Source organism: Paenibacillus rhizoplanae, from assembly GCF_042684125.1.
Classification (GTDB): Bacteria; Bacillota; Bacilli; order Paenibacillales; family Paenibacillaceae; genus Paenibacillus_AQ; species Paenibacillus_AQ rhizoplanae.
In genome coordinates, this window is record NZ_JBHUKY010000064.1 from 64,764 (window position 1) to 83,639 (window position 18,876).

Genomic DNA, 18,876 nt, shown 5'->3' on the forward strand with positions numbered 1-18,876 from the left:
TCCGTGCCAGCCAGCCCCCTACCCGCCAGCCTCAATCTGCCCGGATCACCACTTCATCAGCTTCCGGATTTCGGACGTCAGTCTGTCTGCTGCTTTGCGGTGGGTCACCCGGGAAGGGTGGAAGTCAACGGCGTAGCCGTCCTCTTCGCGCTGCACCTCGAATTTCATCACCGAGATTCTGCTGTCGCCGGTTTCCCGGGCATAGCGGTCCACCGTCTGCTCCAGGACAGGATACAGCCTGTCCCCCATGATCCCGAGCGTACATAGTATGGTCGAATCGGGATTATTACGCCTGACTTTTTGAAGAAAAGCAACATAGTTCTCTGCATAATCCGCCTGCTTGGCGGGGTCATCCTTGGTATAAGAATCGTCGTTGGTCCCCAGATTAATGACGATCAGCTCCGGCGTGAATCTGCTGAAATCCCAAGCTATCTCCTGAGGCAGCAGACTGCCGCCGAACCTCCCTTCAGACTTACCTACCTTCCCGTAGTAATCGGGCAGAAGATGCGTGGTCAGCTTCTGATCGTTTTCTGTATAGCCGGTAATAATGCCATATCCGCTGTAACACACCATACTGTACTCCGCACCAAGCTGCTCTGCGCTCAGGTAGGCATAAGCCTTCGTTACATCTTCTGTAGCCGTAGAAAAAGTATGCAGTGCCTCTTCATCATCAACGCCATACCCGCAGGTAATGGAATCGCCGATGAATTCAATCGTATGCTGCGGAGATGGAGTCGGCTTAATGCCTTCCTCAGCCTGCACCGCGATCTCTGCAATGCCAACCGTTGACATGGCTGCTTCAGACAGCTTCGTAATTCTTACAGTAATCTCTTGCTCGGTGTCGCTTTCGAACACTGTATACGTTTTGCGTAGCTGATCCACCTGATCGTCTATCACCTGCTGGCCGTTAACACTGATTCCAATCCGGGCCAGATTGTTGCAGGTTGCAGCGATATCATCGCCTTGCAGAGTGATCCGGGCCGCCCGGCCGTAGAATGAGAATTCCACCCCGCTCCCCGAAAGAGCCAGCCACAGCACCTCCCCCATCCAGTGGGTCCGTCCGATCAGTCTGACATGATTAGCTGCCGGTTGGTACGTTTGCATCTGGGACATTCCATAACCTTCCTTCTATCGTTTCTATTCGTAACAGTAGCAAAGGCGCTTTATATTTTCAATGATATGTTAAGATATTAAGTACTTGTCAAGTGGAAACATATAAATTCTATATTTTGAAAAAAGGAGGATATCCATGGACATCCCCAGAGGCACCTACGGGTTTCGTTTTGCCGAAGATAAGGAGCTGCAGCTGTGCGTGTTATTTGCGGCCGGTTATGATTCCATCTCCGATCCCGCTTACCGCTGGGACGGCCTGGAGCGCAATGACGGCCCGCTCCTGCTGTTCCAGTACACCCTCTCCGGCGAAGGCGTGTTCGAGTCGGAGAACCGGACTTACCGGGTCACGGCCGGACAGGCTATACTGGCGGAAATCCCCGGCTCCCACCGCTATTACTACCCGGCGGATGCGGCGCAGCCCTGGGAGTTCCTGTTCCTGTTGTTCCGCCCTGCCCTGATTCTGCCCCATTGGCGTAAGTTCCTGCGTGAAGCGGGGGAAGTGCCCCGGTTGCCCGCAGACTGTGCACCCGTCCGGCTGGCGCGGATGATTGTGGCGGATGCCGGGGCAGGAAGAATATCCGATCCGCTAATTGCCTCGTCCAGCGTCTATCAATTCGTGACGGAACTAACCCGAATACAGGCAGCTACCCTGCGGGACAGGGACAACTGGTCAGAGAATATCAGGCGCGCCGCCGAATTCATCGAGCAGCATTACTCACAGATGATCAGCATCGACCAGTTATCGGAGCATGTCTCTCTATCCAAATATCATCTGATCCGGCGCTTCTCGGCCAGCACGGGACTGACGCCCGGCGCTTATCTGACCCGGGTGCGGACAGAGAAGGCTATGGAGCTGCTCCGGGGGACAGGCTTAAGCATCGAAGCCATCGCTGCACAGATCGGCTACTCCAGCGGGAGTTACTTCATTAAGGCATTCCGCAGCCTGACCGGACTGACGCCGGGCGATTTCCGCAGCGGAGATGAGAGCCTAACTTACCGCCGGCTCTTTTTCGACTAAGCGCAATATAGTGCTATTCCGCTTGTAAGATTACTATAGATATCAGGATTCTCCTTGATTATGATGAACAAGACAAGAGCAATCATCATCTGTAAAGGAGAATTACAATGAATCATAAGCTGGCTGCACCTACACCGCCGCTGGGCTGGAATAGCTGGGACTGCTACGGCGCGGCCGTAACGGAAGCCGAAATCCGCGGCAATGCCGAATACATGGCCGAGCATCTCAAAGACTTCGGCTGGAGCTATATCACCGTTGACATCCAGTGGTATGAGCCTGGTGCCGTGTCCTCTCTGTACCGCCCCTTCGTCCCTCTAATCATGGATGAATACTCCCGGCTGATGCCTGCCGAGAACCGCTTCCCTTCGGCAGCGGGCGGGCAGGGATTCAAGCCGCTGGCCGACTATGTCCACAGCCTGGGGCTGAAGTTCGGTATTCATATTATGCGCGGCATTCCGCGCCAGGCGGCCCATGCAGGCACTGCTGTTCTGGGTACAGATGCAACCGCCCGCGAGATCGCGCACACGAACTCCATTTGTCCGTGGAATACAGATATGTACGGTGTCGATGCCTCCAAGGAGGGCGCTCAAGCCTACTACAATTCACTCTTTGAACTGTACGCGCAGTGGGGCGTCGATCTGGTCAAGGTGGATGACATCGCCGCTTCCAGACTATACGATACCCATCAGCCGGAGATTACCCTGATCTCCCGGGCGATCGAGAACTGCGGCCGGCCCATGGTGCTAAGCCTCTCGCCCGGCCCCGCTCCGGTAGAATATGCACAACATTTCACCGAACATGCCCACATGTGGCGCATAACGGATGATTTCTGGGACCGCTGGGAGCTGCTGCTGGACATGTTCAGCCGCTGCCGCAGCTGGCAGGGCGTCCCGCAGGCCGGCTCCTGGCCAGATTGCGACATGCTGCCGCTCGGCCACATCGGCGTCCGCTCCGTTGACGGCGGCGGGGATGACCGCTGGACCCGCTTCACCCGGGACGAGCAGCTGACGATGATGTCGCTCTGGAGTATTTTCCGTTCGCCACTGATCTTCGGCGGCGAGCTGCGGGACAATGACGACTGGACCCTGTCGCTGCTGACCAACCGCGAGGTGCTGCGCATGCAGCGCGAGAGCCATGACGCCAGGGAAGCCCTGTACCGCGATGAGCTGATCGTCTGGACCGCAGCTCATGACGACGGCACCCGGTATGCGGCCGTCTTCAACACCAGCAACAGTCCACTGCCGGTTGACCTGAGCCTCGAAGAGATCAGTCTCGGCGGCGTGGCCGCAGGCACAGAGCTGTGGAGCCAGACGCCTGCCGAGCTTACCGGCGGCGTGCTGCAGACCACCGTGCCTCCGCACGGGGTACGGTTATATAGCTTCTCGTAGGAGAAGCTAGGCAGAAATACCAACAGCCTGCGGGAATGGAGTAGTTCCATTCCCGCAGGCTGTTTTTCAAACAGTATAGATTAAGAATCTTGCTCCTCTAAATACTTATGCCTTCCCCATCGTGCTGATATCAATCACAAACCGGTAACGCACATCCGAGGCCAGCACACGCTCCCAGGCTTCGTCAATCTGGTCAGCCGAAATCACTTCGATCTCGGAAGCGATCTGATGTTCAGCGCAGAAATCAAGCATCTCCTGTGTCTCGCGGATTCCCCCGATCATCGAACCGGCAAAGGAACGGCGGTGTCCGATCAGCGAGAAGGCATTAACAGCCAAAGGATCAGCAGGTGCACCGACATTCACCAACGTCCCGTCCAGCGCCAGGAGTGACAGAAAGGCATTGATATTCACCTGCGCACTGACCGTATTAATAATCAAATCGAAGGAACCGGCCAGCTGCTTGAATGTCTCAGGATCAGTGGTGGCATAATAATGATCTGCGCCCAATTGCAGGCCGTCTTCCTTCTTCTTCAGGGATTGGGATAATACCGTAACCTCAGCCCCCATGGCATGAGCAATTTTTACTGCCATATGCCCCAGCCCGCCGAGACCCACTACAGCTACCTTTTTGCCGGGAGCAGCTCCCCAGTGGCGCAGTGGTGAGTAAGTGGTGATTCCGGCACACAACAGCGGTGCAGCAGCGTCAAGCGGAAGGCTGTCGGGAATCCGCACCACGAAGTCTTCAGTAACAACGATATGTGTGGAATAACCGCCTTGTGTATAGTGCCCGTGGCGGTCAGTCGCTCCATAGGTTCCTGTGTTCCCCTCCAGGCAATATTGCTCCTCGCCTTGCTGGCAGCTGCTGCACTCTCCGCAGGAATCGACCATACAGCCTACCCCGACACGGTCGCCAACAGCATATTTCGTCACTCCAGAACCGATCTGGCTGACAATACCTGCAATCTCATGCCCCGGAACCAGCGGATATTTCACCGGTCCCCACTCCCCGCGGACGGTATGAATATCGGAATGACAAATACCGGCGTATTTAATCTCGATCAGAACATCCTGCGGCAGCAGCTCCCGGCGTTCGATCGTAGTCAGCTTGAACGGGCCTTCCTGGCTGAATGCAGCGCGTGCGTTAACTTGTATCATAGTGAGACCTCTTTTCAATAGAATAGTAGACATCATTCCTTAAGCTTTACAAAGCCTATGATATTCCTTAAAGTTAACTCTAAGTCAAGCCCGAAATATCCAGGACAGGAGAACGATGATGAAGACCTATTCCATAAGCGAAGCCGCAGCGCATTTCAACATGACCCCGCATACCCTGCGTTATTATGACAAAGAGGGCCTGCTCCCTTCTATAGAGAGAACTCCCAGCGGCAAACGCGTATTCAAGCCCTCCGATATGGAGGCCCTGCGGATCATTGAATGCCTGAAGGCCTCCGGGATGCCCATCAAAGAGATTAAGCATTTCATTGAATGGTGCTCCGAAGGAGATTCCACCCTGCAGCGCCGATACGACATGTTCCTGGAGCGGAAGGCTTCTGTAGAAGCGCAGATGGAGGAATTAAGAAAAACGATGGAAGTCATAGACCATAAATGCCACTATTATAAGACTGCCCTGGAAAAGAGTATGGAAGTGGTCCACCAATCCTAACCAGCCGTATGGTTCATCAGCCTCCGCAGCGGTTATCGTTACATAGAACGGTTATCGCAGACACATCCTAAGACAGAACCTGCACTTAGAAGGGAGACTGACAGATGAAGGATGATAAAAAAGCTCCGCTTGACGGACGCACCGCAGGTGTCCACCCGATCCCGGAGGGCGAATCCAGTCCGGCAGACGGTCAATCGGAAACAGACAAGCTGGATGAGATCGTAGGCGCCGTGCTGGGGAATGACCCGGAGGTATCGGCTCCCGGCCTTGCACCAGATCAGGAAGAGAAGAGGAACGGAAAGAATCTGTAGCCTTTGACGATGCAGTGCACAGCCGGGCCGGACAAGAGTATCTCTTATCCGGCCCGGCTATTTGGTACGCTGATCTTGCAGCTAATCCTCCAACACCACACCACACCCGCGATTCAGCGCCTCCTGATAATATAGTGACCCGATGGCAATATCAAAGGCAGCCATGCCCATCGGATTGAACAGGATTGCTTCCTTCTTCGGATATTTCGCCAGAGCGTTGCCGCAGACCACCTCGACGATGGACGCCGTGTCTTCCTTCCGCAGCCCTCTTTGATTATGCATATGTTCAATATCCGTATTCGCGCGGCACACTTCATCCCAATCATCGACAATAATGGCAGAGGTGTAGCTTAAGATAGCCGGGGTGAAATCGCGCAGAGACACGTTCAGCAGCAGACTCTGTGCTTTGGGCTTGCGGTCAATATAACCGGAGCTAGAAATTGTACAGGTGATGAACAGATCAGCCCCTTCGTAGGCTTCCTCCCAGGAATCCACAGGCCGCACCCTTGTACCAAGCTCTTCCGGGATGGGTTGCAGTGTATCTTGATTCGGATCAAAGATCCGAACCTCCTCCAGCCGGTCCCCGAGCAGCTGATTCAGCATCGACAGATGGAGTTGACCGATCGGCCCGAACCCGACGATACCGGCAATAATTTTACCGGCAAAAGGGTGTACCTTCTCGTATTCCTGAATCATCAGCCCGCTGACCGATGCTGTGCGAATCCCGGAGATAAGCGGGCTGTTGATTATAGCCACAGGCTTCCCGCTGCCGGAATCATTCAGGATCGTAACCGAGTGGGCACGGGGAAGCTGCCTGGCATGGTTACCGGGAAAACTGGCGATCCACTTGATGCCTGCCATCCCGATCTCTCCGCCCACATAAGCGGGCATGGCAATAATCCGGCTGCTTGGATCTTTATCAAAGAGCAGATAGGGTTTAATAGGCTGGGAGAATTCGTGCGCTGCCATCACTTGGACAGCACTCCGTATCGTATCCATGCACAGTGCCCAGGGAAGATTCATCTGCTCCAGGTTTGTGGTATTCAGATATAACATGCTCAAGGCCTCCTCAGCTTATAGGTCTGGCTGCAATGTGCAAGCCGATCGTATTCTGGATTTCACTGCACTTCTGCTCCGCCTGCTCTGCATCGTCCCCTCCAACCATCACTCTGCCAATCCAGTCAAAATTAGATCTCGGAAAGGACACCTCGCGCCCGGCAGCAATGAAATGCGATCGCAGAATGTCCGCACGCCCCTCTAATTCCTTAAGCCCCGTAACCTCGATCAGCCTGCCGTCAACCGGCGAACAGAATTCCCGTGAAGCGGCACCGCGTGAGACGCTCGGCGTCAACTCCGGGGCCTCTCCCATATGCATACGAAGCACTTCGCGCGGCAGGTCAATGCCGGTTGCGTATTTAATCATCTCCGGAACAGGCCCGCCTACCATCCGCGGATTGAATTCAATAATTTTGGGACCTTCAGGAGTGAGAGCAACCTCTGTATGTGTGGGGCCAAAGTCAACCCCAAGCGCATGCAGTCCCCGGCGGACCACCTGAACGATCTCTGCCTCAATGCTTAGCCGAACCGGAAAGCTGGCGCCCGTCTCTACAAAATAGGGGAATCCAACCAGACGGCGGTCTGTAATCCCGATCAGATGATCCTGCCCTCGATAAGTGACCATCTCCACACTGACCAGAGGCCCTGCTGCATATTCCTCAATAAGCACATCCATACTTCCATAGAGATTACGCCCAAAATCCCTGTTGTTCACATAGCTGTCGTAAGCCTGGCGCAGCTCTCGCTCATTGTTAACAAAGACCACCCCAATACTCATAGCCCCGTCACACGGCTTAAGAATGCAGGGATAACCCATAGAATGGGCATGTCTGCACGCTTCCTCCACACTGCCTGCGAGCAGCGAACGGGGTACCGGAACGCCGCTCTGCACGCAGATTTCTCTGGATTTATATTTATTCCGGGCATTTTTGGCCGCTAGCGGGTGCATGGTCGGCACACCGATCGCATGCGCAGCAGCCGTTGCCTGAACCACGTAGAATTCCGCAAAAGACATCACTCCGGTCAAAGGGTTCGCTTGATGATACTCTTTTACAAAATCAACCACAGCTTCTTCATTAAAGGTGTCCACTTCATGGATGTAATCCACCAGGTGTAGCGGATGAGATTCCAACGGCTGGCCCTTCAGGTAATGCTGAATATTCTGGGTTAGCAACGTTACGGTGTACCCCATCTCCTTGCAGGCCTGGATACCTGCTATAGACTCATTGCTTTCTACTAATAACAGGTGTTTCATTGATTGTATCCTCCTTGTAAGCAGGCAGTATTTGCACTTCATGCTCCAGATACCGCAGCAATTCTGACAACCTGGCTTGCAGCGATGCCGAATTCTCGCCAACGATGATTACCGTCATCACAGCATCCACGCTGGAATGGGCAGCGTCCAATAGCTCCCCTGTCTTAACGCGGGGAACATATTCTGTCACCCAATCGAACGGCAGAGCCTCTGGGAGTTTCTTCACCGTCCCCGGACGTTTGGGCATTAGATATACTCCCGCTACACGCGGCGGACTTGACGTTGGCAGAGTCAGCGGTAGGCCACACTGCGCCCGAACCCACTCCCAGTTCAGATTAACACCATACATGGCACTGACGGATTCGCTGATTCGTCCGCCTGCGGTGCGGCTGGCAATTTCACACAACACCAGTTCATCCTCCCGGGTATGAAACAATTCACAATGAAAGGTGGATATTCCCGGTGAGGGCAAGGCTTCGATGACTCGTTGAACTTCCTGGACCAGCCGTTGAAAGATCGGGTCGGCGGGGCTTAACAGCTCCACAAAACATTCCTTCCCAAGGATCTCAAGCGGTTGGCAGGAGTATCTCCCCACAGAAGCGAAACGGATCTCCTGGCCCATCATCAGGCCGTCAATCTCATACATCTCTCCCTCCACATATGCTTCAACCATTAATCCGCTGCCAAGCCCGCGTTCCCACGCCTCGTTCAATTGCTCCGGGGTCCATATAATCTCCGTATTCATGGAGCCCATGCCGTCAACCGGTTTGACCACAACCGGCAATCCATGTTCCAGTACAAAATCATACAAGTGAAGCGGCGAATCCAGTCTGCGAAACGCCGGACATAACACAGACTGCCTTACCAGACTTTTCATCACCGCCTTATCCCTGTAAGCAGTTGCGCTGTCCAGCCGTTGTCCAGGCAGATGCAGCCGATCACGCAGCCGGGCTGCACGAATCAGATCGCTCTCATCGAGGGCTATAATCAGACGGTAAGGATGATCTTCATACAAACGTAGCGCATCAATCTCTACCCGGTCATTGGTCACCCAGTTGTCAAATACCTGTACAAGGGCATAGGGTTCCGTTGTCTCACCATATGCCGGAGAAGTATACAGGTATACCTCTTCATCCAGATCCTCCAGCCAGCTCAGATAAGGAGCGAAGGCCCGCCTCCTTTGATTCAGAATTAATATCGCCATAGTTTCCCCTCCTCCTTGTTATGAACAGGTGACCGATTTAACATTACATACAGTCCAAGGGACAGCCCCGACAGAACAGCTAATGATAACCAGAAGTAAGACAGCTCTCCGTAGATGCTCCACATATGTATGAATTGTAGCCCGGTATATACACCGATTCCTTCGCCAAGGGCTGTGGACAATCCGATGATACTGAAATACGTGATACGCAGATCCGGATGGGCAGCGTTAGAGACATACGCATCTATCGTGGGTATGAATAACATTTCTGCAAGGCTGAACAGCGCGACGAATACGTAATAACCCCAGATTGAGCCGATGATCGCATTCATAGAAAAAGAAACACTGAACAGCAGAAACGCCAGTATCAGCCGGTATCCCTCACGCTGGCCTGACAACGCGGTATTCATCCAGCGCCCGACAGGAATCTGCAGGAGCACCACAAGGATTCCGTTCAGCATCAGCAGACTTCCCAGCCTTTCCGGAGCGTTATAATAAGTGCCGATTAAATAAGGAAAGGAATTGAACAATTGGGTGAAGAAAAAGCAGCCGATCATATTGAACAGCAGCACCTTACGGAAGCTTTTATCGAGCAGAACGGTCTGATATCCTTTCCAGAAGCTTACCGGCTTCCGTTCCCGGTCCTGCAGGCTGCACCCGGGCGGGAAGATACTGAGCAGGATGGCACCCACAATATAAAACCCTCCAACGAAGGACAACGTGAAGCTCTTCAAGGAGCTTGTCAGCAGAAAGGAGCCGATTAAGGGCCCGGCAATGGCTGCACCGTTCGTATACATATTGGAATTCGCAAAATAAAACAGGGCATTGCCATCCTTACTCCCCACGAAGGATAAAGAAGCCTTGGAGGATAAGCCTCGGACAGAGTAGCCGATCCCTGCAATGATAAGCTGTATAGTAATCAACACCGGAGACTGCCAGAAATCTACCATAGCGATGGAGACCCCTGTTAGCAGGCAGCCGAACCACATGCATTTGAACGGGTCCATGTTGTCCAGCAGGGGTCCGGTAAGGAATCTCGCACTGCGGTAAGACACCGTGAAGATCATGGTAACTACAGCGGTAACCGACAGCGGCAGTCCTTTGACCTGAGACAGATAGACCGTTAATATCGCCGTCATGGCGTAGAAGCCAAGATGGGTAACCAGCGTGTTCAGACAAATGGAGAATATCGGCCGGGGCACCTTTAACTTTCGGAAAAGATTCATGTGACTGCCTTCCTTGCTATCGGCTCATCTAACTGTGTCTGTCTGTAGGCTGTCAGATCAGCGGTCATGCGGCCTATTAATTCCTCCGGCGAATGGCGCCGCTGTGATCCGCACACTTTGGCAGATTGGCTGCACAGATAACAGGGGCGAGGCGGGGCCCCGATCTCCCTCCTGCCCACTGCTATTCCCGAGGAACTGTAAATATCCATATCCCAATACGCGCTCAGCGGATGTCCCTGTTCGAATGACAAACAGAACCGTTTCAACGCTGTAGCCTCCCAGGATACCTGCGTATAGGCTACGGGACCAACATCTAAGTCGATCCGCTCCCAAGACAGCACCGTACAAGCTGCTGAAGCCAGCGCTTTCTGCAAAGCCCCGATACAGAACTCGAACAATTCATAGGTGAAATCCAGCCTTTTGCACGGTCCGGGAATATTCATCATGATCTGGATCAGCGAGCCTGCCGCCGGAACCCTCGCCTCTCTAAGCTCAGGGAGGCGCTCACGGTCACGAAGAATGGCAGACATAACGGAGTGGTTCTCCACATACTTCCCCCCCTTGATGCTCGTCCCACAAGTGCAGGGCAACTGTCATGGCCAGAAGATCGGCTGATCCCCCGGGCGACAAGGAACGAAGCTGGAAATCCTGCTCCAGCTTGCGGATATAGGCCCTGCCCTCAGAGGTGAACAGGCTCCCCCGGTCCAGAGCCTCCAGCGCACACGCTTGCGTATAACTTATCCGCGCCCTGTCAAAGTCACGGTTCAGAAGCGTTGTATCCTGAACCACGGACATCAGGGAGAACAAGCAATGAATAACCGCCGTTCGCATATCCGCCCCCTGATCAAGCGCAGAACGGAAGGAAGGCAGACCCTGCTGGAGAATGGAAGGAAATCCGTCGATCACTTCTCCCCGAATGCCTCTGATCCGCCATTCCCTGTACGCGCGTCCGCCTGTACTTGTAATCTGTGTCTCCTTCAGGATGTCCGTTAGCTGCTTACGAAGTGGACTCCCGGCGATCCCTCCGGCAAGCCGGCAGATGTCCTGTGGTTCTGCGCCGCCGGATGGCCCTTGGCTGGTTATTCCCGCAGCCGCACATAGAATCAGCCCCAGGAAGATCGTTCCCTTATGGGTATTCACTCCCCCCGTAGCCCTTAGCATGCCAGCCTCGGCACGCCGCCCGAGCTTCTGGAGCATTCTGAACAGATCTTCCCTGCCGGTTCTGTCCCCAGATTCTTCTATGCCCAAGCGGGCTGCGGCCTGGTAATACGGCTGAATGCGGAGTGCGCTTCTCAGAAAAGTGTAGATATCCATATCCCCGTGAGAACCCGTGCTGACGGCGGAGACCAATCCGGGAGAAGGCCAGCTCACCGCCTCCGCCAGAACACTGTAGGTCATCGCCTCTGCAAGCGAATAGGATGTATCCTGTTGCGAAGCTGTCATTGTGCGCTCTCCGGGATCGCCTCAGGCCAGTTGTCATGATCCAGGCCATACTGCTGGAGGAAACTCCAGACTACCCGCTCCAGTCCAAGCCCGATGCAGCCCGACCACGTTTCCGTATTGTCCCTCAGTCTAAAGTTAAAGGTTTTCGCAAAAAAATCGCCATGCGTATCATAGGAAGCAATCGAAATCGTATCGTTTTTATACGGAATATCCGCACGAACCTCGTATTTCACATGTTTGGGCACTTTGAAATTCTGCTTCACCTTACCCGGCAGGAAGAATGGATCATTGGCTAAGACGCACTCGCCTTTCAGCCCTACGGCTTCCATCCACTCGATGGTCCACCCTAATGTCAAGTCACGCATCCGGGTGACGTATTCGGGAGTACCCAGAAATACGAATTCCCGCATGGTGAAATTCAATAACCGTTCAAGCAGATATACACGTTTGCCTTCATTGCGGAAGGACTGGCCTTTGAGCACAAAAGCGGTATTGTCCTCAAACATCTGATCCTCCATTTCCATATAGACTTTATAGCAGGGGGCAGATTGCAGGATATAGGGAGGCGTCTCCAGATAAGGACCGCAGTCCTGCGGCAGCTTCCCGTTATTCACGGATACATCTGTAGCGAAGGATTTCATTGTCTCATGATCATGGCTTAAATGAGTGGCCAGCAGCAAATGCATCGGTGCGCTATGGAAGTAATTCATCTTCTCGGCGAACGCAGCAGGCAACAAGACTGAATACTGCCGTTCCTGACAATCCCCGATCCTCCGGCCGACATAATCCACATAACTCTGGTCAAAATACTCCAGCAGACGGATGATCGGGCGATGGTAGGCCAGCTCCTGATTCTTCAGCAGAGTGAGCCATCCCTGCTCCAGCAGGCCGTCCGAGATGTTCAGATCGTTGCCCGGCTTGCAGCAGGAACACAGATGCTCTAATGGAGGCTCAGGCAGTTCGACCACATTCAGTGCAGGCTCCTGTACTTCATCGGATGATAAGGAATCCTCCAGGTGCTTCGGGGCGAACCGTTCCAGAAAACCAGCGACTTCCTGTTCGATTTGCTCCCTGGGATAGGCGGATAAATAAGTGATGCTGATACGCTTGCCCTGGATGGGATCGACCTGGACTTTATGGGCGGATACCTGCTGAAGGAACATATGGGTGAAGACAGGGATCTGCAGCTTATTAAGGGTCACAGGATCTGGTAATTCTAATCGGTATGTTGTGAACATAACAGCCTCCTACGCTAATGAAGTTCCGTAAATCTCTTGGACAACGGCAACCTGGTCAGGATGGATGACTGAACGTCCGGTAAAGCCATATTCCCTGGACAGCAGACAATCCTCGCGGAACCCCTCCAGATCGCGGAAGGCCATATAAGTCGTGTCAAAACACTGAAGCTCCATACTCCGGCAGTAAGCTCCCAGCTTCTGCTTGGCGCTAAGCACCTCCCGGGCCGGGTCCAACAGCCCCTTAGCTACACAGTCATTGAAATAATCTGTTCCTCCAAAGGTAAAGGCATAAATATTGTCGCTGGCCTGGTGAATGTCGCCGATATTGGCAATAGCTTCACAGCATTCGATCATGACTTCATAGCTGGGAGTATAGTCCAGACCCAGGTCCCGCAACATCTCCTGCACCTTGCGTTCAATCTGACGCAGATCATCCGCCGTCTTGACCATTGGCAAGCGGATGCGGTCGGGGCGCTGCGGCACAACCTCCTCCAGATCCCGCTCCCAGTGCGGGGTATGAACACTGTTAATGCGGACAATGAGGGTATGCTCCGAGTCAGTGAACTCCTGAAGCGCATTCTTAACCACGTATCTGGCTTCCAGCTTCTTGTCTTCCGGCGTGCCGTCTTCCAGGCAGAGAATAATATTCATAGGATAGAAGGTCATGGCATACTCTATGTAATTCGGTTTGTATCCCGGAACATAGAAATAGACGAGTTGTTCGGCAGCTAGACTCATCCCGTTACCCCTTCCCGCTGATTCATAGGATTCAGAGAGTAGGCTAATGCTTCGCAGCGGCTGCGGACCACCCACTCATTGGCTCCATTGAACCAGATCTGAGGGGACCTGCCCGCCAGTCCATATTGCTCCAATAGAGGGACGACATAATCATAGACCTGCTGGTCCGGGAGCTCCGGCACCATATTGATGAATTGAATCGCAGGATGCCCCTCTTCGATAACGATTTTAATATCGCTAGATTCTATTGATCCGACACTGACATTCACTAAGAACCGACCTCCAATGCGTAATATAGAGCCTCCAGAAGAAAATAATCGCCCCAGATCTGGGATTCTCCTGCGGTTTGAACGATATGCAGGGGTGAACTGGCGTGCACCAGCACTCCCTCGTGGTCAGGACCCAAAGGAGCATATTCCGCAGAAGTCAAAGTATCCAGTATTCGCTCTGCGTGTTGCAGGATGGGCTGGCGCAAGGGATCTTGATTGCTTAAGGCTGCGGCGAATTGAAAAAATGCAGAGCAGGCAATGGCAGCGGCCGAAGCATCCTTCAAGGCTGTATCTTCGCCGGACAACATCAGATCCCATGCCGGAACACCATCTGTACAGACATGGGATAAGTAGAAGGCGGAGAGCTGCTGGACCTTGTGTCTCCACTCTTCTTCACGGTTCAGGACATATAGCTGTACAGCTCCATACAATGCCCATGTATGACCTCTGGCCCAGACCGATTCGGTGCCGAATCTTGCATTCTTGTTATAGGGCTGCTCTGCAGCTCCCGTAAAAGGATTCATTCGCATGTATTCGTAAGTAAAGCCGTCTTCCCTCATCATTGCTTCACTGGTAATACGAGCAGACTCCATGGCAGCGGTATGGTAGCGCTTCTCACCGGTTACCCGGCTGGCCCATAACCACAAACGGATATTCATCATACTGTCAATGCCGGCATAATGCTTCCCTTCGGGCAGCCAATTACACTCCAGATAACCGCCCGGAAGCTGAGAATCAAAGAGATGATCGGCAGCTTCAAGCGCGGTGGCCTTATAGGCTTCCTTACCGGTCAGCTCATACCCCAGCGCATAAGAATAATAGAACAGAAATCCAATATCCTGATAATCACCTTGATTCTTGTAGGGTTCGATCAGGCCGATCCAGTGGTCCGCCTCCTCCAGATAGATTGGATCGCCGGTCAGCTGGTAGAGCCGGTAGAGCAAGCCGATAAAAAATCCGGACGACCACTTATCCCCGAGAATATATTTTCCGTGATGCGTGACATAAGGAAGTCTGATCTCCTCTGAAGGCGGCAATGAGGCCAGCCTGGTAAGCTGCTGTCGGGCCTGTCTTACTGCACGGTCAACGACATTGCGGCGTAACGAAACAGAAATTGGGTCCACCCCCGGCTCAAATTTTGACAGCGTGTTTATCCAGTTCAATCGCGTTCTTCTCCAGCCATTCATCCGAGAAAATAGTATTGTAATAGCGGTCTCCCCGGTCAGGCAGAATCGCCAGCACTTTCTCAGTAGCGGGCAGGCGCTCTGCAAGCTTAAGCGCAGCGAACACCGCCGCACCTGCAGAACCGCCGACCAGCAGCCCTTCCTCCTTCACCAGTCTGCGGGTAGTAGCGAAGGCCTCCGCATCGGACACATGGGTAATCTCATCGTACAAATGTCTCCGCATATTGCCCGGTACAATGGCCGAACCAATGCCGATCTGATACCTGACACCCGGCGGCATTCCAAAGGTAACGGAGCCGACTGCATCCACAGCCATTATTTTGATCTGCGGAATATGTTCCTTAAGCCCCAAGCTGCAGCCGGTGATTAAGCCGCAGGTCCCTGCAGGAATCACCGCCCAGTGAAGCTCCATGCCGAAGGCTTCATAGATCTCCCGTGAGGTGGTTTGGATGTGCGCTTCCGGATTGCTGGGATTATTATACTGATTCGGCCAGAATGCCCCGAGCTGCTTAACGAGAGCCTGCACCTTGTCTATACGCGCCCTAAGAAAGTTTCCATACTCGTCAGCCTGCTCCACCATCACGGTCTCTGCGCCATAAGCCTGGATAATGCTGAGATTGACCGGGCTTATTTTGGGATCGACTACACAAATCAGCTTGTACCCTTTTTGCCGGGCCACAAGCGCAAGCCCGATCGCCAGATTCCCGGAGGAAGATTCAACAATCGTGCCGCCAGGTTGCAGCAGACCCGCTTCCTCCGCTTGGCTGATAATGTACAGCGCCGTGCGGTCCTTCATGCTGCCTCCGGGATTAAGTCCCTCCAGCTTAATGAATACCTGCGCCCCCAGCGGCTGCGGAAGATAATTCAATTTAACAATCGGTGTGTTCCCAATCAATTGCAGCACATTGTCGTAGATCAAATCTCTCACCTCCTAAGGCATATTCTCATATATTTTTCTAATTAAAGTAAAATAATTACATATCGAATCATACCTCTTTATCCTAATAAATGTAAATATATCAAACTTTTTTATCGTTTTGATTAAAATTTTATATATGTTGAGAGTAAGATCGACGGAGGCACTTGGGTGGACGCTCCACGAACGGACCGTTGCTCCAATCGCTGTTGTCCCCAGATTTTATTGATTCTCCTTAGCGGTGAAAATCCGGGGACAAAGGCGACCGCTGACGCTTTTACACAATCGTTCCGTCCTTTCCGCTGTTTAAGCGGGATACGAAAACACTTTTCAACATCTATAATCTATTGAATCAAGCAATCGACCAAAAACAAAAAACAGCGATTCTCCAATAATGGAAGAATCGCTGCGTTTTTAACGTTTGAAGCTTTTGAGAAATTCGAGAAAAAGACCAACCTGCTTCGTGTTCGGGCGATAGCTCTCGTTAACTTAATCAGCCCAATTATACCAATGAAGATCAAATCACAAAAGAAAAGACATGGCTGCTACAAAAAAAGCTAGAAGTGACGTTATCCCACACACAAACAACAACAGATCCAGTTTTTGTTCCCTCAGATGATTCGCAAATAGAAGTCCGGTTGCAGTCCATATTATCAGAATCGTAATGTAAAAGAATACAGAATCATAAAGAGTAACGAATAAACCGCCTACTAAAGATAATAATATCCTGATTATTAAATACCATATCCCAGCCCCCCAAGCTGCACTGCAAATAACAAAAAAAAGACTAATGACCATGAGTTACTCCTCTTATTCCTTCTCTAATCCTTCTAACAACTTATCGGTTCAATCTCCTAATTTATGTATGACCTCACTACTTAGATTTATAGAACTCATGATGAACTTGATCAGGTTATGGAAACAATATGATGTAAAAAAATAAACCAATCGCGATCGTTTCCGATTCGAATTGGTTTATTTTTACGTTTCCCCGAATCCACTCCACTGATAGTGCACCCACAAAATAAAAGAAGAGACCTTTCTACTAACAGTTCTCTCTCCTTAACGCTGCGTCCTTTCTTCCCCGCCTGTGTCTAGCCCGAAGCACCCCCACGACTTCCTTCTTTCGATCATTAAAAATATCCATATTAGGATATATATTGCTTTTATCAATCTTCAAATCCCCCTATTTAATCACACCAAACACCTCGACACTTACGAGCTGAGAATATTTCATACAAAATTAGATATTCATTTACTTTATATACCTATTTATGATATTATAAGTAAGTTAAATGGAATAATATATATAGTAAGGGAATAATAACTTTAAAGTTTTTAGACTGTTTTATTAAATTACACTGGAGGCAAATGAATGAAGAATACTATTAAAAAATCTTTATTATTGATGACCACTGCAACATTTCTAGCTGGAACAACAGGTCTTACTCAAGTAGGGGCGCAAAATTACCCTACTTCCACTTTTAATAGTCATATCTCAGATAATCAATTGACCAATTCCCAAGTTCAACAAAAATTATCAGACAATATTAATGAGATTGAAATATTTATGGAAACTCAAGGAACAACCGTTTTAAATGAGCTTGTTAAAGGCAAAGAAAGACTTGAAAAGGATTTTGAGAATGAAACTGACGAAACCGAAAAAAGTAAATTATCAGATTTAATTGCGGGTTATGATACGAATATCGCTGAATATGAAAATTATATTTCCCAACAAAATTCACTTAAAAGTGGATTTTCAACTTCTGGGGTATCTGACCCTGTGCTATCTCCTGCGGTAAGTTCAATAATTGCTTTTTTTAATGTACAAGGTTATCTATTGGCTTCTGAGTTACTAACTTATGCCAAACAATCTTCAAATGGTGGCTCATACACTCCATACTATAAAAGTCAGGCAAATGGAACTGCCGAATTAGCAAGACTTAGAACTACTCAATCCACTGTAGTAATGAATTTCTAGTCATTCTTAAATAATATGAATTTAAATTATGCCCGTATATTCCCAAATCCTACTCTCACTATTAAAATAGAGGATATGAAATGATGAAAAACACAAGAATAATTATTGGTGGATTCGTTATTTTAATAATCTTATTAGCAGTGTTGTATAAAGGTTATTTTGACAGTAGTAAAGAAATAGAATTTTTTAACGATACGTTCGGAATACAACTGCCCAAAAAAAGCGAAATTATACTGAGTAAGAAATCATATGGGGCAATGGGAGATGGGTATCGGGTGTATATCTATCAAGTCGATTCTGAGAGTATGAAAATACTAGCGGAAAAGGGCCGTGAGAATCATTGGTCCGAACTCCCGCTTCCTTCAGATTTTGCGGCTTCATTCTTCAAAAAGATCAGGGCGATAACAGATGAGACAACTTCTAAACTAATACCACTCAATGCTGACAAAGGATACTTTGTGATAAGAAATAACCAAACCAACGCTTCAATTTCAGGGACTGATGTATTTAACTCCAGCTTCGACAATGTAATGATTGGAATGATGAATCTTGATAAGAATAGAATTTACTTATTATCATATAACATGTGAGCAGGATCTTGATATTTGATACCGCCAAAATTAGCTCCAGCTTTAAGAAGAGGACCAGGAAACCTGGTCCTCTTCTTAATGTATAGTTTAAGTGGCGAAATGGGCTCGTGCAACAAAATTGCTCAATACGAGTAACACATGACATATAGTGTTATTTAACATATCTACTAATCACCATTAAAATTACATATTTTAATAAAAATAGTATTTAATCTCTATTAAAACCGCATAAATATATTAAATTTATAATATTTATTGACTGAATAGATTAACGATGTTATAT

The 18,876-nt window shown here is 50.6% G+C and carries 19 protein-coding genes; 6 read left to right on the top strand and 13 right to left on the bottom strand.

What is annotated here, in order from left to right:
* Window positions 1–45 precede the first annotated feature (45 nt).
* Window positions 46–1,113 (bottom strand): SGNH/GDSL hydrolase family protein, encoded by a 1,068-nt coding sequence (locus ACFSX3_RS25990; RefSeq protein WP_379313425.1) that lies wholly within the window; start codon window positions 1,111–1,113, stop codon window positions 46–48.
* A 136-nt stretch (window positions 1,114–1,249) separates the two neighbouring features.
* On the opposite strand from ACFSX3_RS25990, the gene ACFSX3_RS25995 reads away from it, so the two are divergent.
* Both ACFSX3_RS25995 and ACFSX3_RS26000 read left to right on the top strand, forming a co-directional pair.
* The gene (locus ACFSX3_RS25995; RefSeq protein WP_209993631.1) at window positions 1,250–2,131 is read left to right on the top strand and encodes a helix-turn-helix domain-containing protein; all 882 of its coding nucleotides are present in this window, start codon (window positions 1,250–1,252) and stop codon (window positions 2,129–2,131) included.
* 107 nt (window positions 2,132–2,238) lie between these two features.
* Complete coding sequence (locus tag ACFSX3_RS26000) at window positions 2,239–3,519, top strand: glycoside hydrolase family 27 protein (protein ID WP_209993632.1); 1,281 nt, start codon at window positions 2,239–2,241, stop codon at window positions 3,517–3,519.
* 105 nt (window positions 3,520–3,624) lie between these two features.
* On the opposite strand, the gene ACFSX3_RS26005 is transcribed toward ACFSX3_RS26000, so the two are convergent.
* Complete coding sequence (locus tag ACFSX3_RS26005) at window positions 3,625–4,674, bottom strand: NAD(P)-dependent alcohol dehydrogenase (RefSeq protein ID WP_209993633.1); 1,050 nt, start codon at window positions 4,672–4,674, stop codon at window positions 3,625–3,627.
* Between the two features lie 118 nt (window positions 4,675–4,792).
* Here ACFSX3_RS26005 and ACFSX3_RS26010 point away from each other — a divergent pair, with 118 nt between their 5' ends.
* Both ACFSX3_RS26010 and ACFSX3_RS26015 read left to right on the top strand, forming a co-directional pair.
* Entirely contained in the window at window positions 4,793–5,182 is a 390-nt protein-coding gene (locus tag ACFSX3_RS26010) for a MerR family transcriptional regulator (protein ID WP_036723871.1), read from the top strand.
* A 104-nt stretch (window positions 5,183–5,286) separates the two neighbouring features.
* A complete protein-coding gene (locus ACFSX3_RS26015; protein WP_209993634.1) occupies window positions 5,287–5,493 on the top strand; it encodes a hypothetical protein in 207 nt (68 codons plus the stop codon).
* Between the two features lie 81 nt (window positions 5,494–5,574).
* Here the strand turns inward: ACFSX3_RS26015 and ACFSX3_RS26020 are convergent, their stop codons facing one another.
* Genes ACFSX3_RS26020 through sbnA form a run of 11 tightly spaced genes read right to left on the bottom strand, consistent with a single transcriptional unit; the run spans window position 5,575 to window position 16,025 of the window.
* Window positions 5,575–6,549 (bottom strand): 2,3-diaminopropionate biosynthesis protein SbnB, encoded by a 975-nt coding sequence (locus ACFSX3_RS26020; RefSeq protein ID WP_209993635.1) that lies wholly within the window; start codon window positions 6,547–6,549, stop codon window positions 5,575–5,577.
* Window positions 6,550–6,562: 13 nt separating this feature from the next.
* Window positions 6,563–7,804, bottom strand: coding sequence for an ATP-grasp domain-containing protein (locus tag ACFSX3_RS26025; RefSeq protein ID WP_209993636.1), 1,242 nt, complete (start codon window positions 7,802–7,804; stop codon window positions 6,563–6,565).
* Window positions 7,773–9,008 carry an ATP-grasp domain-containing protein gene (locus ACFSX3_RS26030; protein WP_209993637.1) on the bottom strand — a complete coding sequence of 412 codons (1,236 nt, stop codon included), beginning with the start codon at window positions 9,006–9,008 and terminating at the stop codon, window positions 7,773–7,775. The genes ACFSX3_RS26025 and ACFSX3_RS26030 overlap by 32 nt, the downstream gene beginning before the upstream one ends.
* Entirely contained in the window at window positions 8,996–10,234 is a 1,239-nt protein-coding gene (locus ACFSX3_RS26035) for an MFS transporter (protein ID WP_209993638.1), read from the bottom strand. Before ACFSX3_RS26035 ends, ACFSX3_RS26030 begins: the two co-directional genes overlap by 13 nt.
* Entirely contained in the window at window positions 10,231–10,782 is a 552-nt protein-coding gene (gene citX / locus ACFSX3_RS26040; protein ID WP_379313429.1) for a citrate lyase holo-[acyl-carrier protein] synthase, read from the bottom strand. Before citX ends, ACFSX3_RS26035 begins: the two co-directional genes overlap by 4 nt.
* Window positions 10,745–11,677 carry a triphosphoribosyl-dephospho-CoA synthase gene (locus tag ACFSX3_RS26045; protein WP_209993640.1) on the bottom strand — a complete coding sequence of 311 codons (933 nt, stop codon included), beginning with the start codon at window positions 11,675–11,677 and terminating at the stop codon, window positions 10,745–10,747. Before ACFSX3_RS26045 ends, citX begins: the two co-directional genes overlap by 38 nt.
* Window positions 11,674–12,915 (bottom strand): hypothetical protein, encoded by a 1,242-nt coding sequence (locus tag ACFSX3_RS26050; RefSeq protein WP_209993641.1) that lies wholly within the window; start codon window positions 12,913–12,915, stop codon window positions 11,674–11,676. The genes ACFSX3_RS26045 and ACFSX3_RS26050 overlap by 4 nt, the downstream gene beginning before the upstream one ends.
* A gap of 9 nt (window positions 12,916–12,924) precedes the next feature.
* Window positions 12,925–13,653 (bottom strand): HpcH/HpaI aldolase/citrate lyase family protein, encoded by a 729-nt coding sequence (locus tag ACFSX3_RS26055; RefSeq protein WP_209993642.1) that lies wholly within the window; start codon window positions 13,651–13,653, stop codon window positions 12,925–12,927.
* On the bottom strand, window positions 13,650–13,922 hold the full coding sequence (locus ACFSX3_RS26060) for a hypothetical protein (RefSeq protein WP_209993643.1): 273 nt from the start codon (window positions 13,920–13,922) through the stop codon (window positions 13,650–13,652). Before ACFSX3_RS26060 ends, ACFSX3_RS26055 begins: the two co-directional genes overlap by 4 nt.
* A complete protein-coding gene (locus tag ACFSX3_RS26065; protein ID WP_209993644.1) occupies window positions 13,922–15,085 on the bottom strand; it encodes a glycoside hydrolase family 88 protein in 1,164 nt (387 codons plus the stop codon). Before ACFSX3_RS26065 ends, ACFSX3_RS26060 begins: the two co-directional genes overlap by 1 nt.
* On the bottom strand, window positions 15,054–16,025 hold the full coding sequence (gene sbnA / locus ACFSX3_RS26070) for a 2,3-diaminopropionate biosynthesis protein SbnA (protein ID WP_209993645.1): 972 nt from the start codon (window positions 16,023–16,025) through the stop codon (window positions 15,054–15,056). The genes ACFSX3_RS26065 and sbnA overlap by 32 nt, the downstream gene beginning before the upstream one ends.
* Before the next feature lie 1,372 nt (window positions 16,026–17,397).
* On the opposite strand from sbnA, the gene ACFSX3_RS26075 reads away from it, so the two are divergent.
* Together ACFSX3_RS26075 and ACFSX3_RS26080 are read left to right on the top strand one after the other, a co-directional pair.
* Window positions 17,398–18,003, top strand: a complete 606-nt coding sequence (locus ACFSX3_RS26075) for a hypothetical protein (RefSeq protein ID WP_209993646.1) — start codon at window positions 17,398–17,400, stop codon at window positions 18,001–18,003.
* Window positions 18,004–18,083: 80 nt separating this feature from the next.
* Window positions 18,084–18,593 carry a hypothetical protein gene (locus ACFSX3_RS26080; RefSeq protein WP_209993647.1) on the top strand — a complete coding sequence of 170 codons (510 nt, stop codon included), beginning with the start codon at window positions 18,084–18,086 and terminating at the stop codon, window positions 18,591–18,593.
* Window positions 18,594–18,876 lie beyond the last annotated feature (283 nt).

Bases quoted from the DNA above. Each gene is read 5' to 3' on its own strand.
- ACFSX3_RS26030 (WP_209993637.1), bottom strand. From the start codon at position 9,008: ATGGCGATATTAATTCTGAATCAAAGGAGGCGGGCCTTCGCTCCTTAT.
- ACFSX3_RS26015 (WP_209993634.1), top strand. From the start codon at position 5,287: ATGAAGGATGATAAAAAAGCTCCGCTTGACGGACGCACCGCAGGTGTC.
- ACFSX3_RS26055 (WP_209993642.1), bottom strand. From the start codon at position 13,653: ATGAGTCTAGCTGCCGAACAACTCGTCTATTTCTATGTTCCGGGATAC.
- ACFSX3_RS26075 (WP_209993646.1), top strand. From the start codon at position 17,398: ATGAAGAATACTATTAAAAAATCTTTATTATTGATGACCACTGCAACA.
- ACFSX3_RS26010 (WP_036723871.1), top strand. From the start codon at position 4,793: ATGAAGACCTATTCCATAAGCGAAGCCGCAGCGCATTTCAACATGACC.
- ACFSX3_RS26080 (WP_209993647.1), top strand. From the start codon at position 18,084: ATGATGAAAAACACAAGAATAATTATTGGTGGATTCGTTATTTTAATA.
- ACFSX3_RS26035 (WP_209993638.1), bottom strand. From the start codon at position 10,234: ATGAATCTTTTCCGAAAGTTAAAGGTGCCCCGGCCGATATTCTCCATT.
- ACFSX3_RS26005 (WP_209993633.1), bottom strand. From the start codon at position 4,674: ATGATACAAGTTAACGCACGCGCTGCATTCAGCCAGGAAGGCCCGTTC.
- ACFSX3_RS26025 (WP_209993636.1), bottom strand. From the start codon at position 7,804: ATGAAACACCTGTTATTAGTAGAAAGCAATGAGTCTATAGCAGGTATC.
- ACFSX3_RS25990 (WP_379313425.1), bottom strand. From the start codon at position 1,113: ATGTCCCAGATGCAAACGTACCAACCGGCAGCTAATCATGTCAGACTG.
- ACFSX3_RS26045 (WP_209993640.1), bottom strand. From the start codon at position 11,677: ATGACAGCTTCGCAACAGGATACATCCTATTCGCTTGCAGAGGCGATG.
- ACFSX3_RS26050 (WP_209993641.1), bottom strand. From the start codon at position 12,915: ATGTTCACAACATACCGATTAGAATTACCAGATCCTGTGACCCTTAAT.
- ACFSX3_RS26020 (WP_209993635.1), bottom strand. From the start codon at position 6,549: ATGTTATATCTGAATACCACAAACCTGGAGCAGATGAATCTTCCCTGG.
- ACFSX3_RS26000 (WP_209993632.1), top strand. From the start codon at position 2,239: ATGAATCATAAGCTGGCTGCACCTACACCGCCGCTGGGCTGGAATAGC.
- ACFSX3_RS25995 (WP_209993631.1), top strand. From the start codon at position 1,250: ATGGACATCCCCAGAGGCACCTACGGGTTTCGTTTTGCCGAAGATAAG.